At 70.7% G+C, this 13793-nt stretch carries 13 protein-coding genes; 5 read left to right on the top strand and 8 right to left on the bottom strand.

Translation table 11 applies throughout. The features are described from left to right. Together KBO27_RS11090 and KBO27_RS11085 are read left to right on the top strand one after the other, a co-directional pair. Complete coding sequence (locus tag KBO27_RS11090) at window positions 1-1398, top strand: alpha/beta hydrolase (RefSeq protein ID WP_210969914.1); 1398 nt, start codon at window positions 1-3, stop codon at window positions 1396-1398. Between the two features lie 81 nt (window positions 1399-1479). Next, a complete protein-coding gene (locus KBO27_RS11085) occupies window positions 1480-2106 on the top strand; it encodes a maleylpyruvate isomerase family mycothiol-dependent enzyme (RefSeq protein ID WP_210969913.1) in 627 nt (208 codons plus the stop codon). Here the strand turns inward: KBO27_RS11085 and KBO27_RS11080 are convergent. Genes KBO27_RS11080 through KBO27_RS11070 form a run of 3 tightly spaced genes read right to left on the bottom strand, consistent with a single transcriptional unit; the run spans window position 2103 to window position 4392 of the window. Continuing rightward, on the bottom strand, window positions 2103-2333 hold the full coding sequence (locus KBO27_RS11080) for a non-oxidative hydroxyarylic acid decarboxylases subunit D (RefSeq protein WP_210969912.1): 231 nt from the start codon (window positions 2331-2333) through the stop codon (window positions 2103-2105). The two genes, KBO27_RS11085 and KBO27_RS11080, sit on opposite strands and share 4 nt — an antisense overlap. Window positions 2334-2359: 26 nt before the next feature. Beyond that, entirely contained in the window at window positions 2360-3784 is a 1425-nt protein-coding gene (locus KBO27_RS11075; RefSeq protein WP_210969911.1) for a non-oxidative hydroxyarylic acid decarboxylases subunit C, read from the bottom strand. Window positions 3785-3807: 23 nt separating this feature from the next. Continuing rightward, the gene (locus KBO27_RS11070; RefSeq protein ID WP_307870348.1) at window positions 3808-4392 is read right to left on the bottom strand and encodes a non-oxidative hydroxyarylic acid decarboxylases subunit B; all 585 of its coding nucleotides are present in this window, start codon (window positions 4390-4392) and stop codon (window positions 3808-3810) included. A gap of 109 nt (window positions 4393-4501) precedes the next feature. Here KBO27_RS11070 and KBO27_RS11065 point away from each other — a divergent pair, with 109 nt between their 5' ends. Then, window positions 4502-5353 carry a helix-turn-helix domain-containing protein gene (locus tag KBO27_RS11065; protein ID WP_210969910.1) on the top strand — a complete coding sequence of 284 codons (852 nt, stop codon included), beginning with the start codon at window positions 4502-4504 and terminating at the stop codon, window positions 5351-5353. Window positions 5354-5356: 3 nt separating this feature from the next. Here the strand turns inward: KBO27_RS11065 and KBO27_RS11060 are convergent, their stop codons facing one another. Both KBO27_RS11060 and KBO27_RS11055 read right to left on the bottom strand, forming a co-directional pair. Next, window positions 5357-5953 (bottom strand): DsbA family oxidoreductase, encoded by a 597-nt coding sequence (locus KBO27_RS11060; protein ID WP_307870347.1) that lies wholly within the window; start codon window positions 5951-5953, stop codon window positions 5357-5359. After that, a complete protein-coding gene (locus KBO27_RS11055; RefSeq protein WP_210969908.1) occupies window positions 5950-6642 on the bottom strand; it encodes an SDR family NAD(P)-dependent oxidoreductase in 693 nt (230 codons plus the stop codon). Before KBO27_RS11055 ends, KBO27_RS11060 begins: the two co-directional genes overlap by 4 nt. Window positions 6643-6743: 101 nt before the next feature. On the opposite strand from KBO27_RS11055, the gene KBO27_RS11050 reads away from it, so the two are divergent. After that, entirely contained in the window at window positions 6744-7577 is an 834-nt protein-coding gene (locus tag KBO27_RS11050; protein ID WP_210969907.1) for a helix-turn-helix domain-containing protein, read from the top strand. Here the strand turns inward: KBO27_RS11050 and KBO27_RS11045 are convergent. Then, on the bottom strand, window positions 7570-8886 hold the full coding sequence (locus KBO27_RS11045) for an FAD-binding protein (RefSeq protein ID WP_210969906.1): 1317 nt from the start codon (window positions 8884-8886) through the stop codon (window positions 7570-7572). The two genes, KBO27_RS11050 and KBO27_RS11045, sit on opposite strands and share 8 nt — an antisense overlap. Before the next feature lie 270 nt (window positions 8887-9156). On the opposite strand from KBO27_RS11045, the gene KBO27_RS11040 reads away from it, so the two are divergent. Continuing rightward, window positions 9157-10866 carry a bifunctional metallophosphatase/5'-nucleotidase gene (locus KBO27_RS11040; protein WP_307870346.1) on the top strand — a complete coding sequence of 570 codons (1710 nt, stop codon included), beginning with the start codon at window positions 9157-9159 and terminating at the stop codon, window positions 10864-10866. Between the two features lie 230 nt (window positions 10867-11096). On the opposite strand, the gene KBO27_RS11035 is transcribed toward KBO27_RS11040, so the two are convergent. Together KBO27_RS11035 and pruA are read right to left on the bottom strand one after the other, a co-directional pair. After that, window positions 11097-12026 (bottom strand): proline dehydrogenase family protein, encoded by a 930-nt coding sequence (locus KBO27_RS11035; protein WP_210969905.1) that lies wholly within the window; start codon window positions 12024-12026, stop codon window positions 11097-11099. Window positions 12027-12098: 72 nt separating this feature from the next. Next, complete coding sequence (gene pruA / locus KBO27_RS11030; RefSeq protein ID WP_210969904.1) at window positions 12099-13727, bottom strand: L-glutamate gamma-semialdehyde dehydrogenase; 1629 nt, start codon at window positions 13725-13727, stop codon at window positions 12099-12101. Between the last annotated feature and the right edge of the window lie 66 nt (window positions 13728-13793).

Here is a 13793-nt window from a genome sequence, read left to right as displayed (position 1 = left end):
ATGAGAACGCTTCGCCCGGTGGTGGCTCTGGTGCTGCTCGCCCCCTTGCTCACCGCAACGCCTGCGGCGGCCGAGCCGCCTGAGTTCGGTGCCTGCCCCTTCGACGGTGCCGAGTGCGCGGAGCTGTCGGTACCGCTGGGAGAGGGGGACCGGTCGATCTCGATCGCGATCTCGCGCGTGCGCGCGACCGGCACGCCCGCCGAACACCGGGGCGCGTTGCTGGTCAACCCGGGAGGGCCCGGCGGGTCCGGGCTGGAATACGCGGTGAGCAAGGGGGAGAAGCTGCCGGAGTCGGTGCGCCGCAGCTACGACATCATCGGGTTCGACCCGCGCGGCGTCGGCCGCAGCGCCCCGCTCGACTGCGGTGAGCTGGGCGGGCTGTTCGAACACCCCGCGCCCGAGCCGATTCCGGCCGACCGACGAGCGGAATCCCAACACCTGCACCGATTACGCGCGATGGCCGAGGACTGCCTGCGGCACAACCCGGACGCGGCGTGGATGAACACCACGAGCACCGCCCGCGACGTGGACCGCATCCGGGAAGCGCTCGGGGAGCCGAAGCTCAACTTCCTCGGCGTCTCCTACGGCAGCTACCTCGGCGCCGCCTACGCCGCGCAGTTCCCCGACCGCGTCGGGCGGATGGTGCTCGACAGCGTCGTGAGCCCGGACCGCTGGCACGACTTCGACGTCCGGCAGGCGTTCGCGATGCTCGACCAGCGCGACACCCTCTTCGAATGGATCGCCGCACGCCCGGAATTCGGGCTCGGCGAGACGAAGCAGCAGGTCCGCGAGACGTATTCGGCGGCCCGCGCCGGGCTGACCGGGAGCTTCGGTCCCGCGGAGTTCGACAACCTCGTCTACAAGACCCTCTCGCGCACCGAGCGCTGGGAGCCCTTCGCCCGCGACCTCAGCGCTCACGTGCACCAGGGCGTGCCGCTGAGCCCCGCGCTGCCCGAGGGCGACCCGGAATCCCGCAACTACGAGGCGGCGCTGCGCACCGTCAAGTGCGCCGACAGCAGGCGTCCCACCGAGGACGAGGTCATCGGTTCCCTCCGGGCGCTGCGCGCGGCCGACCCGGAACCGATCGTCACCGGGCTCGAAGCCACCACCTGCGCCTACTGGCCCGAACCCGTCGAACCCGCTCGGTTCGGGCACCCGGGCATGCCGCCGGTGCTGCTCACCCAGGCCGAGCACGACCCGACCACCCCGCTCGACGGTGCCCGGCGGATGCAGGCCAGGCTTCCCGGCCCGCGCATGGTGACGCTGCACGACTCCTACTCGCACGGCGTCTTCGCCAGCCAGCGCAACCCCTGCGTCGACGACGCGGCCGCGAACTACCTGCTCACTGGCGAACTTCCGGCGGACGACCTCGACTGTCAGGGGCCGGGGCTACCGTGAACCCGCTCGCACGCGCACACCGACCTCGGTCGTGACAGGTTCGCAGGTGCGGGCGTGGCGCACGGGAACTGGAGGTGGTCCATGCGGCGAGCCGACACGATGGCGATGGCCGTCGCCGAACGCACCGATCTCGCGGAGTACCTCGGCACCCTCACCCGCGAGCAGTGGGAGGCACCGAGCCTGTGCGCGGGCTGGCGGGTGCGCGACGTGGTCGCGCACGCGATCAGCTACGACGACCTCACCTGGCCCGACGTGCTCAAACGCGCCGCCCGGGCGGGTTTCGCGCCGAACGCCCTCAACGATCTCGGCGTCGCCGAAACCCGTCCCCGCAGCACCGGCGAACTGCTCGACCGACTGCGCGCCCACCTCCGGCCGACCGGCCCGATCACGGCGCTGGGCGGCATGATCCCGCTGGTGGACGCGCTGATCCACCACCAGGACATCCGACGTCCGCTCGGCCACCCGCGCGAGATCCCACCGCAACGGCTGCGCACCGTGCTGGACCTGGCGTTCAAAGCCCCGCCCGTCGGGGCCAAGAAGCGCGCCGCCGGCCTCCGCCTGGTGGCCGCGGACCTGGACTGGTCCCGCGGCGAAGGCCCCGAGGTCCGGGGGCCGGGCGAAGCGCTGCTGATGACCCTCGCCGGGAGGTCGGCCGCCTTCGCCGAGCTCACCGGGGAGGGCAAAGCCGTTCTCGCCGCCAGGCTCTAGCCGCGCAGCGGTGGGATGGTCGGGACCTCGGACGCGGTGGCAATGGCGTCCGGGGTCAGGCGGAACTGCTCCGGGTAGTGCTCGCGGGTGGTGCGTCGTGCGGGTTCGGTGGTGCGCCACATGTACAGGCAGCGCGGGCACTGCAGCACCTCCCAGACGCCCGGCACCGGCGAGGTCGTCACCGTGCGGATCTCCGGATCGGCGCAGCGGGGGCAGATGGTCTGCATCGGGTTTCCTTTCCGCGCAGTGCGCTTCATCGGTGGGCGAGCCGGGAGCGCAGGCGTTCGGCCCACTCGGCGGTTTCGGGGAGGTCCTTGGTCGGGGTGCCGAAGTTGCCGCGCACGTCGGGTTTCACCGGGGTGGTCGCGTCGATGATCATCTTGCTGGTCACGCCCGCCGGCTGCGAGGCGGGAGCCAGTTCCACCACCGACAGGTTCGGGATGACCACCACGTCCTCGGACGGGTTGACCTTCGCCGACTGCGCCCACATGACCTGCGGCAGGTCGAACGGGTCCACGTCCTCGTCGACCAGGATCACCTGGCTGACGTAGCCCAGGCCGTGCGGCGTGGTCATCGCGCGCATGCCCACCGCCTTGGCGAACCCGCCGTAGCGCTTGGCCGTCGAGATGATCACCAGCAGGCCGTGCGTGTACATCGCGTTGACGGCCTTGACCTCCGGGAACTCCGCGCGCAGCTGCTTGAGCAGCGGGACGCAGGTGTTCGGGCCCACCAGGTAGTCGCACTCGGTCCAGGGCATGCCCAGGTACAGCGACTCGAAGATCGGGTTGGTGCGGTAGGAGATCCGCTCGATGCGCACCACCGGCATCCGCCTGCCGCCCGAGTAGTGCCCGGTGAACTCGCCGAACGGGCCCTCGATCTGCCGCACCCGCGACTCGATGCGGCCCTCGATGACCACCTCCGAACCCCACGGCACGTCGAAACCGGTCAGCGGAGCGGTCGCGATCGGCATCGGTTCACCGCGCAGCGCACCGGCCATCTCGTACTCGGACTGGTCGTAGGCCATCGGCATGCCCGCCACGATCGGCACCACCGGGTCGTTGCCGAGGGTGATCGCCACCGGCAGGTCCTCGCCGAGCTCCTCGGCCTTGCGCAGGTGCTGGGCGATGTCGTGCATCGGCACTGGTTGCAGCGCGAGCCGGTCCGTGCCGATCACCTCGATCCGGTAGATGCCCAGGTTCTGCTTGTCGAAGTCCTCCGGCGCGTCCGGGTCGCGCGAGACGACGGCGGCCTTGTCCAGGTAGAACCCGCCGTCACCGTCGTTGAGCCGGAACAGCGGCAGCACGTCGAAGAGGTTCACGTCCTCCCCGGAGACGCTGTTGGCCTTCCACGGCGCGTCCTCGCGGCGGACCGGGGCGACCGGGAAGTCGTCCCAGCGCCGGGCGAACTCCTCGACCTGCTCGCGGGTGGAGGTCTCCTTCGGCAGGCCCAGCGCCATCGCGTGGTTGCGCCAGGAACCGTGCACGTTCATCGCGATCCGCGCGTCGGTGAACCCCGAGACGTTGTCGAACCACAACGCCGGTGCGCCCTCACCGATGCGACCCGCCGCGTTCGCCGCAGCGGCCAGATCCGGTTCGGGGGACACCTCCTCGCTGATCCGCAGCAGCTGCCCCTCCTTCTCCAGGGCGTCGAGGAACGACCGCAGGTCGTCATAGGCCATGTCGTACTTCTCCTTCGTGGAACTCAGAAAACCTTGAGCTTGGCGGTGCGCAGGCCTTCCCAGCGCTGGGCGGCCGGGGCCGGCAGGTCGAGCTGGTCGAGGACGCGGGCGGTGATGTGCTCGACGAAGTCGTCGATCGAGGTCGGGTTGTTGTAGAAGGCCGGCATCGGCGGCACGATCCGCACGCCCATCCGCGAGAGCGCCAGCATGTTCTCCAGGTGGATCTCGCTCAGCGGCGTCTCGCGCGGCACGAGCACCAGCGGACGGCGTTCCTTGATCGTCACGTCCGCCGCGCGCGCCACCAGGCCGTCGGCGTAACCGGAGCGAATGCCGGCGAGCGTCTTCATCGAGCACGGCACGATCACCATGCCGTCGGTGCGGTACGAGCCGGACGAGATGCTCGCGCCCTGGTCATCCGGGTTGTGGACGACGTCGGCGAGCGCGCCGATCTCCTTGACGCTCAGCCCGGTCTCCAGCTCCACCGTTGCCCGCGCCCAGCGGCTGAGCACCAGGTGGGTCTCCACCTCGGGCAGTTCGCCCAGCTGCTCCAGCAGTCGCACACCGAGTGGCGCCCCGGTCGCTCCGGTCATCCCCACGACGAGTCGCACGCTTCTCCTTTTCGGTCACCTCGCGCTGATGACTTCACGCTAAGCACCGATCACGCAGGTGAGCAGGTATTCTGGCGACAAGGGATGGGAATAATCGGACAGGACCTGAATGGCCGAGATCACCGACGTCGGCTACCGGCCGGGGCTGAACGCACCGATCGGCATGGACGTCATCGACTTCACCGAGCTGCGCTCGCGCGCCGAGCGCCGCGGGATCGACCTCGCCGGTCCGCAGCGGCCCGACTTCCACCACCTGATCCACGTCCACGCCGACGCAGACCCGCTGCCGCACACCGTCGACTTCACCGAGCACGTCATCGAACCCGGCGGCTGGCTGTGGGTGCGCCCCGGCCAGGTGCACCAGTACGGCGCGCTGCCCCGCTCGCGCGGCACGATCGTCATCTGGCGCCCCGGGTTCGTCACCGTCGACCCGCCGCCTCCGGAAACCCCCGTGCTACCAGGAGGTTCGGCCCGCGACGCGGTCGATCTGGCGCTGCGGCACCTGCTCGCCGACTACGCCGACCTGGGCTCGATGACGCTGGAGGCGCACAACAGGTCGCTGCGGATGCTGCTGGCGGTGCTGCTGCTGCGACTGGCCCACGCGGGTGAGGCGCCGCCGCCCGCCACCCCGGCCGACAGCCCGTTCGAGCGATTCCAAGCGGCGGTGGAGCGCGACTTCACCCGCACCCACCGGGTCGCCGACTACGCCGCAGACCTCGGGTACAGCGCTCGAACCCTCACCCGCGCAACGCTGTCCGCGACGGGCCGCTCGGCGAAGTCCTACCTGGACGCCCGGATCGTCCTGGAGGCCAAGCGGCTGCTCGTCCACACCGACCGCGCTTCAGCGGACATCGCCCGGCACCTCGGCTTCACCACACCGGGAGACTTCAGCAAGTTCTTCCGCAAGCACGACGGCCGAACCCCGCTGACCTTCCGAGCCGAAGCCCGAGGCGCGGGCTGACATTCAGATGAGCTCGCGCAACGCCGCGCGAAACCGCTCGAACTCCCCGCTCCCGGTGATCGCGCCGGACGGGAAGCGGAAGACCGGGGGCATGTCGATGCCGAGGGCGCGGACGCGACCGAGCTCGGCGCGCAGGGAATCCGCCCCGCCCACCGGTGCAGCGACGCCGAGTTCGTCGGCCAGTGCCGTGAGGGTGGGTGGGTCGCCGATGTTGAGGCCGTCGGTGAAGTAGGCGCGGAAGAGGCGCTCGGCCATGACCTCACCGCTGCCCTGTTCGGACGCGGCGGCGAGGAGGCGGTGGGCCTCGAAGGTGTTGGTGAAGATCGCGCGCCGGAAGTGCAACCGCAGACCGTCCTGCTCGCCGATCGAGGACGCCGCGATCTCGCGGGCGACCGATTCGCCGCGCTCCCGCGCGTGCAGCTCGAACAGCGGCTCACCGTCCGGAGAGGCATCGGGACGCAGCTGGAAGGGCGCGAACCGCACCTCCACCTCACCGCCGGTTCGCCGATGCGCCTCGACCGCGCGCCGGAAGCGCGTGAACCCCAGGTAGGAGTGCACGCACACGAAGTCCAGCACGACCTCCACGCGCGGGGTGTTCACCACGCCACCTCGCCTTCGCGGGAGAAGAAACCGCCCGTGGGGCCGTCGGGACCGGTGGTGGCCATCCGGACGATGATCTCCGTCCCTTCGGCGACGGTCTGGACTCCCCGGTGGCCGTTGAAGTCGGTGGCGGTGAAGCCAGGGCAGACGGAGTTGATGCGCATCGCAGGGAACGCCCGAGCGTACTGCGCGGTGAGCATGTTCAACGCGGCCTTCGCCGAGGAGTAGACCGGCACCGGGATCCAGTGCGGATCATCCGCGGTGGGATCCGGTTTCGCCGCCGCGTCGATCGATCCGAGACGGCTGCTGACGTTGACCACCACCGGGTTCGGACTCGACTCCAGCAGCGGCAGGAACGCGTTGAGCACCCGGACCGGGCCGAAGAGGTTGATCTCGTAGGCGGCGAGCAGGTCGGTGGGGGAGGCCTGGCCGGGCGGCAGCACGGCACCGGGCACGCCCGCGTTGTTGACCAGCACGTCCAGCCCGTCGAGGCTCTCGGCTGCCGCGCGAACCGAATCCTCGCTGGTCACATCGATGACAAGGGGAACGGCTCCGATCTCGGCCGCGGCCTCCGCGCCACGTCGCGGGTCACGCGCCCCGAGCAACACGGTGTGCCCGATGTCGACCAACCGCCGCGCGGTCTCCAGACCCAGGCCGCGGTTGGCGCCGGTGATGAGCGTCGTCGTCATGCCACCACCCTGCGCCGCCGAGCGAGCGAAGCCCGATGCAACGGTCGTCCTGGGACCGCCGGTACCACCCATGCCGAGCGAGTGCGGGCGATACTGGAGCGATGACCGAACAACCCGCAGAGCTCGGTGCGGCGCTGCGCGGCTGGCGCGACCGGATCGTCCCGGCCGAGGTGGGACTTCCCGCAGGGCTCGGCCGTCGTGCCAAGGGGTTGCGCCGGGAGGAACTCGCCCTGCTGGCCGGCATCTCGGTCGACTACGTCATCCGCCTCGAACAGGGCCGTGCCCACCCGTCTCCGCAGGTCGTGAGCGCCCTGGCCAGGGCGCTGCGGCTGACCGGCGGCGAGCGCGACCACCTGTTCGCGCTCGCCGGGCAAGCCACCCCCACCAGCGGGCACAGCTCGCCGCACCTGACGCCGAGCCTGCAGCGGCTGCTCGACCAGCTGCGCGGCATCCCCGTCGGCGTGTTCGACGCCGGCTGGACCCTCACCGCCTGGAACCCGCTGTACGCGGCGCTGTTCGGCGATCCCACGACGCTGTCGGCGCGGGAGCGCAACGTCGTGTGGGCCTACCACGCCGGCCTCCCGATGCGGGTGCGCTCGACGCCCGAGCTGGCCGCGGTGTTCGAGGAGGCGACGGTCGCGGACCTGCGTTCGGCCGCGGCCCGCTTCCCGGCCGACGCGGAACTGCGAGCGCTGCTCGACGACCTTCGCGCGTTCCCGCGCTTCGCCGAGCTGTGGGAGTCGCGCACCGTCGGTGAGCACGTGGCGCACTCCAAGGTCGTCGACCACCCCGAACTCGGTCCCACCCCGGTGGACTGCGACGTGCTGGAGGTGCCCGTCAGCGACCTGCGGCTGGTCGTCTACACCGCCCCGGACGAGGACGCGGCGGAGCGGTTGCGGCTGCTCGACGTCATCGGCACCCAGACGCTCACCTGAGGCACTGGTCCTCCTGCGCGAAGGACATCTGGGCGGGGTGGGCGAGCACCAGGTCGTGGGAGGCGGGGTCGAGGTCGGTGCCGATGGGGTAGAGGGTTCCGCCGAGATCGGTGGCGCGGCGACGCCAGCGCTGGTTGCGGCGCAGCCGGTCCGGCAGCCAGAACGGATCGGTCTGGCCCGCGGCGTCGGAGAGCATGTCGAACAGCCACACCAGCTCGTCGTCCGGAAGTCGCAGGCCAGGCCGGGTGAACGACGAGCGGCGGTGCGGGAACAGCAGCCCGATGCTGGTCTCGCTGAGATCGAGGTCGGTGATCTCCGGAGCCGTGCCCGCCAGGAACTCGTCCAGCGCCGAATCGGGCATGAAGTAGTCAGCCCACACCTTGTGCACCCGGTTCCAGCCGGCCGTCACGAACGGCTCGTAGCGGTTGTCGGTGCTGGTCACGAACTCCCAGTAGGAGACGTCCCAGGTCTGCGCGGTCGCGTCGAGCCCGCGCAGCAGGTGCGCGTCGTCGGGCTTGCGGTCCGCGCGGTGGTAGGTGGTGAAGCGGAGCTGGTAGCGGTGGCGCTGCGGGGCGAACCAGCGGATCAGCAGGTCGTCGACCTCGCCGCGCCGGACCAGCACGCGAGCCGCCCGCACCGCCTCCTGCAGCGACGGGAAGTGCAGGTCGTACACCCTGGTCAGCGGCGGAACCGGGGTCAGCCCCAACCGCGCGCGCGTGATGATCCCCGCGCAACCGAGACCGCCGAGGACCGCGTTGAACAGCGCGCCGTTGCGCTCCGGCGTGCACCACCGCACGGCTCCCGTCGGGGTGACGACCTCGACGGCCTGCACCCGGTCGATGATCGCGCCCTCGCTGTGCAGGCTGGAGATGCCGCCGACGCTGAGCACCCCACCGGTGCTCAGCTGGAGGTACCCCGTCGGGCCCGAGGTCAACCGGCGCCCCCGCAGCCAGGCGTGCCAGACGACGTCGCGCAGCAGCACTCCCGCCTCGACGTCGGCGTGGTCGTCGGTCACCGCGTGGATGAGCTCGAGGCTGCGCATGTCGACCTGGATCCCGCCGGACGGGCACAGCGCCTGACCACCGGTGGTGTGCAGGGTGCCGTGGGCGCGCAGCGGGACGCCGTTGCGGCAGCACCAGGCGGCCGCGACGGCGATGTCGGCGGTGGACCGCGGACGCAGGATCGCGGCGGGTTTTCGGTCGACGAGATTGCCGAGGTCGGAGGCGTGCAGCTCGTCCCCGTCGGTGATCAGGGCTCCGCGACCGGGCAGTTCCGGGAAGGTGGAGAGATCCAGCGTGCCCGAATCCATCCCGATCACTCCCCCCCAAGTGAACGACGTCTGCAGGCGGCCCTTTCCAAAACGGAGTCCATCCTGAGGAACGGGGCTTTCCCCGTGCTTTCTCGCCTGGTCAGACCGGTTTCAGGGGGTCGCCGAGCCCCGGGCGACGGGGGTGTCTGCTTCCAGACATTCACCTGATGGTGCTGGTCTTGGACATGTCCGCAGGAGAAGATCTCCGCTGGCGACCCTCCGGCGCGTCGGGGAAGTGGAGCGGAGGGCACTCAGCGGAAGGAAATCGGTGTGAAGACAGCTCGGTTCAGCCGTCCGGCGGCGCTGGGGACCGCCGTGCTGGCCGCGGCGGCGGTGACGGCGGCCCCGGCCGTGTCGGCGGCCCCGGCAGCGGGAACGGCGCCGTCGACCAACCAGGTCCGGCTGATCACGTTCAACGACCTGCACGGCAACCTCGAACCCCCGGCGGGCTCGTCCGGCCGCATCACGCTGCCCGACGGCAGCACCGTCGACGCCGGCGGTGCGCAGTTCCTGGCCACACACGTGGCGCGGCTGCGCGGAGAGGTGAAGAACTCGCTGGTGCTCTCGGCGGGCGACAACGTCGGCGCCTCGCCGGTCAACAGCGCGCTGTTCCACGACGAGCCCACGATCGAATTCCTCAACCAGCTCGGCGTGTCCGCTTCGGTCGTCGGGAACCACGAGTTCGACGAGGGATACGAGGAACTGCGGCGGATGTCCGACGGCGGTTGCCACCCCGGCGACGGCTGCCAGTTCCGGGACCCGTTCCCCGGCGCGGACTTCGAGCAGCTCGGCGCCAATGTCAGCTTCACCGACGGTCGTCCCGCGCTCAAGCCCTTCGACGTCCAGAACGTCAACGGCACGCGCGTCGGCATCATCGGCGCGACGCTGGAAGAACTCCCGTCGGTGGTGGCCCCGGGCGCCATCGAAGGTCTCGAGTTCGGCGACGAGGTCGAGGCCATCAACCGCACCTCGAAGATGCTCGACACCATGGGCGTGAAGGCGCAGGTCGTGCTGCTGCACCAGGGCGACAGCGCCGAGGGCGGTGGACCGGACGGCTGCAACCTGACGCCGGGGCCGGCGAGCGAGATCGCCAAGGCCGCGTCGCCGAACGTCGACCTGATCTTCACCGGGCACAGCCACGCCCAGTACAACTGCACGATCGACGACCCGGCGGGCAACCCGCGCCAGGTGCTGCAAGGCGCCTCCTACGGCCGCCTGCTCTCGGTCGCCGACCTGGCCATCGACCGCGTCAGCCAGGACGTCGTGCGCTCGGAGACCAAGGCGCGCAACGAGATCGTCACCCGCGACGTGCCGGCCGACCCCGCCGCTCAGGCGCTGATCGACGAGGCGGCCACCAAGGCGGCGCCGATCGCCAACCGCCCGGTCGGCAGCATCACCGGAGACCTGCCCCGCGCGGCCGCCCCGTCCGGGGAGTCGCCGCTGGGTGACGTCATCGCCGACGCGCAGTTCGAGGCCACCGCGGCCAACTCGCCGCAGGTCGCCATCACCAACCCCGGCGGCATCCGCGCCGACCTGCTCTTCCCCGGCTCACCGGCCGGTGAGGGCGACGGCGTGATCACCTACGGCGAGGCGTTCGCGGTCCAGCCGTTCGGCAACATCATGCAGACCATGACGCTCACGGGCGCCCAGCTCAAGGCCGTCCTCGAGCAGCAGTGGACCCCGGAGGAGACCAACGTCCTGCAGGTCTCGGCCGGTCTGCACTACAGCTACTCGGCGGGTGCGCCGATCGGTTCGAAGGTCACCGAGATCAGCATCAACGGTCAGCCGGTCGACCCCAACGCCCCGTACCGGGTCTCGGTGAACAACTTCCTCGCCGGAGGCGGCGACGGCTTCACCGAACTCACCAAGGGCACCGACGTCGTCGGCGGACCGGTAGACCTCGACGCCTTCCTGGCCTACCTCAACGCCCACCCGGGCATCACCCCACCACCGGCAGACCGCATCACCGCCCTGCCCTGACAACCCACCCACCCGGGGTGACTCCCCGACCTCTCCGCCCGAGTCACTCCGGGTGGCCTGTCCACACGATTTCAATGGAACGAAGGTCCCCGATTTCAGTGGAAATCCGGGACCCGGCTTCGGTGGGCGTCAGGTGACCGGGTTTCAGTGGAACTCGGACACCCGAATTCAGTGGAAGTCGGGGACCGGGTTTCCACTGAAATCGGGGACTGCGCGGGCGTCGTGCGGGGTCAGCCTTGGGTGGCGAGGGAGCGGAGGAAGAAGGCGAGGTTGGCCGGGCGTTCGGCCAGGCGGCGCATGAAGTAGCCGTACCACTCGTCGCCGTAGGCGGCGTAGACGCGGAGCCGTCCGCCGGCCGCGGCGATGCGGCGCTGCTCCTCGGGCCGGATGCCGTAGAGCATCTGGTACTCGAAGTCCCCGTTCGTGCGGCCGTTGCGGGCGGCCAGCTCACCGGCGATGGCGACCATGCGGGGGTCGTGCGAGGCGACCATCGGGTAGCCCTCGCCCTGCATCAGGACCTTCAGGCACCGCACGTAGGAGCGGTCGACTTCCGACTTGTCCTGGTAGGCCACCGATTCCGGCTCGTCGTAGGCGCCCTTGCACAGCCGGACCCGGGAACCGGCCGTGGCCAGGTCGCGGCAGTCCTGCTCGGTCCGCCGCAGGTAGGCCTGCAGCACAGCGCCCACCCACGGGAAGTCCACGCGCAGGTCGCGCAGGATGCCCAGGGTCGAATCGGTGGTGGTGTGGTCCTCCATGTCGAGGGTGACCGTGGTGCCCGCCGCGCTCGCGGCCTCGCAGATCAGCCGGGCGTTGTCCAGCGCGATCTTCTCGCCGTCGGAGGGCAGGAACTGGCCCACCGCCGACAGCTTCACCGACACCTCGGCCCGCTCGGCGAGCCCCTGCTCGGCCAGAACTCCCAGCACCTGCCGGTAGTCCCGGACGGTGGCGGTGGCTTGGCCCGCGTCGAGGGTGTCCTCGCCGAGCCGGTCCAACGTCACGAACAAGCCGTGGCCGCTCAACTCCCGGGTGGCCCGCACGGCGTCCTCGGGTGACGTGCCGGGCACGAAACGCCGAACCACGGGCTTGGTCAGCGGGTTGGCCTCGACGAGCCGTCGCACCGAAGGCGAGCGTCCCGCGGCCAGCAAAGCACTGCGCAACACCGAATTCTCCCCACGCTCAAGCTGTTCCGGACAAAGGGGGCGCCCCGGACCGTCCGGGGCGCCCCGTCGTGCTCATCCCATGTGGGGGTAGGTGTGGCCGGTCGGCGCGTCCCAGGTCTCCTTGATGGCGCGCGGGCTGGTCCAGCGCTGGATGTTGAGTAGCGATCCGGCCTTGTCGTTGGTACCGGAGGCGCGGCTGCCGCCGAAGGGCTGGCGGGAGACGATCGAGCCCGTCGGCTTGTCGTTGACGTAGAAGTTGCCCGCGGCACCGCGCAGCTTGCGGTGGGCTTCGTCGATGGCGGAGCGGTCGGTGGAGAACACCGCGCCGGTCAGCGCGTACGGGCTGGAGGAGTCCACGACGTCGAGGACCTGCGAGTACTGGGCGTCGTCGTAGACGTGCACGGCGAGGATCGGCCCGAAGTACTCGGTGGTGAAGACCTCGTCGGCCGGGTCGGTGCACACCAGCACGGTGGGCTCGACGAAGTAGCCGACGGAGTCGTCGTAGCCGCCACCGGCCAGGACCTCGATGGTGTCGGTGGTCTTGGCGCGGTCCAGCGCGGCCTTGTGCTTGGCGAAGGCGCGCGCGTCGATGACGGCACCGCCGAAGTAGGAGAAGTCGGTGACGTCGCCGAAGCGGATGGTGCGCGCCAGGTCGGCGAGCTCCTCGCGCAGACCGCCCTCCCAGATGGAGCGCGGCACGTAGGCGCGCGAGGCGGCCGAGCACTTCTGGCCCTGGAACTCGAAGGCGCCGCGGGCGAACGCGGTGGCCAGCGGAGCGGGGTCGGCCGAGGGGTGCACGACGATGAAGTCCTTGCCGCCGGTCTCGCCCACGATGCGCGGGTAGCTGCGGTAGGAGTCGAGGTTCTCGCCGATCGTGCGCCACAGCTTCTTGAACGTGGCGGTCGATCCGGTGAAGTGCAGGCCCGCGAAGCCCGGGTCGGTCAGCGCGACATCGCTGACGGCGTGGCCGTCACCGGTGACGAGGTTGATCACGCCCGGGGGCAGTCCGGCGGCCTCGAACAGCCGCATCGTGAAGTGCGCGGCGAACTGCTGCGACGGGGTCGGCTTCCACACCACCGTGTTGCCCATCAGCGCGGGCGCGGTGGGCAGGTTGCCGGCGATGGCGGTGAAGTTGAACGGGGTGATCGCGGTGACGAACCCGTCCAGCGGCCGGTAGTCCATCCGGTTCCACTCGCCCGGGACCGAGCGGGGCTGCTCGGCGATGATCTGCCGGGCGTAGTGGACGTTGAACCGCAGGAAGTCGATGAACTCGCAGGCGGCGTCGATCTCGGCCTGCTGCACCGACTTCGACTGGCCGAGGATGGTGGCGCCGTTGATGGTGTCGCGCCAGGGACCGGCCAGCAGGTCGGCGGCGCGCAGGATGACCGCGGCCCGCTCGTCGAAGGAGGTCGCGGCCCAGCCCGGGGCGGCGTCCTTGGCGGCGGCCACGGCGTCGGCGACGTCGCCCGCGGTGGCCTGGGCCGACGTGCCGAGCACGTGCTGGTGGTCGTGGGGCTGGACGACGTCGAAGCGGTCGCCGCCCGCCATGCGCTGGGTGCCGCCGATGGTCTGGGCGAGCTCGATGCGCTCGGACTCCAGCTCGGCCACGCGCTTCTGCAGCGACTCGCGTTCCGGCGAGCCGGGCGCGTAGCCCTTGACCGGCTCGTTGTAGGGCACCGGCACCGAGGTGATCGCGTCCATGCCTGTTCCGCCTCCTTGAGACGCCGTGGGTGTGTTGATTGGAGGTTAGGGTGTGACTCACGCCCG

This window comes from Saccharopolyspora endophytica, from assembly GCF_018070075.1.
Classification (GTDB): domain Bacteria; phylum Actinomycetota; class Actinomycetes; order Mycobacteriales; family Pseudonocardiaceae; genus Saccharopolyspora; species Saccharopolyspora endophytica.
The sequence above is the reverse complement of the archived record's forward strand: the minus strand, read 5'-3'. Positions and strand labels throughout refer to the sequence as shown.

Coding starts and splice junctions, on each gene's coding strand:
- KBO27_RS11090 (WP_210969914.1), top strand. CDS start 1: ATGAGAACGCTTCGCCCGGTGGTGGCTCTGGTGCTGCTCGCCCCCTTG.
- KBO27_RS11085 (WP_210969913.1), top strand. CDS start 1,480: ATGCGGCGAGCCGACACGATGGCGATGGCCGTCGCCGAACGCACCGAT.
- KBO27_RS11080 (WP_210969912.1), bottom strand. CDS start 2,333: ATGCAGACCATCTGCCCCCGCTGCGCCGATCCGGAGATCCGCACGGTG.
- KBO27_RS11075 (WP_210969911.1), bottom strand. CDS start 3,784: ATGGCCTATGACGACCTGCGGTCGTTCCTCGACGCCCTGGAGAAGGAG.
- KBO27_RS11065 (WP_210969910.1), top strand. CDS start 4,502: ATGGCCGAGATCACCGACGTCGGCTACCGGCCGGGGCTGAACGCACCG.
- KBO27_RS11055 (WP_210969908.1), bottom strand. CDS start 6,642: ATGACGACGACGCTCATCACCGGCGCCAACCGCGGCCTGGGTCTGGAG.
- KBO27_RS11050 (WP_210969907.1), top strand. CDS start 6,744: ATGACCGAACAACCCGCAGAGCTCGGTGCGGCGCTGCGCGGCTGGCGC.
- KBO27_RS11045 (WP_210969906.1), bottom strand. CDS start 8,886: ATGGATTCGGGCACGCTGGATCTCTCCACCTTCCCGGAACTGCCCGGT.
- pruA (WP_210969904.1), bottom strand. CDS start 13,727: ATGGACGCGATCACCTCGGTGCCGGTGCCCTACAACGAGCCGGTCAAG.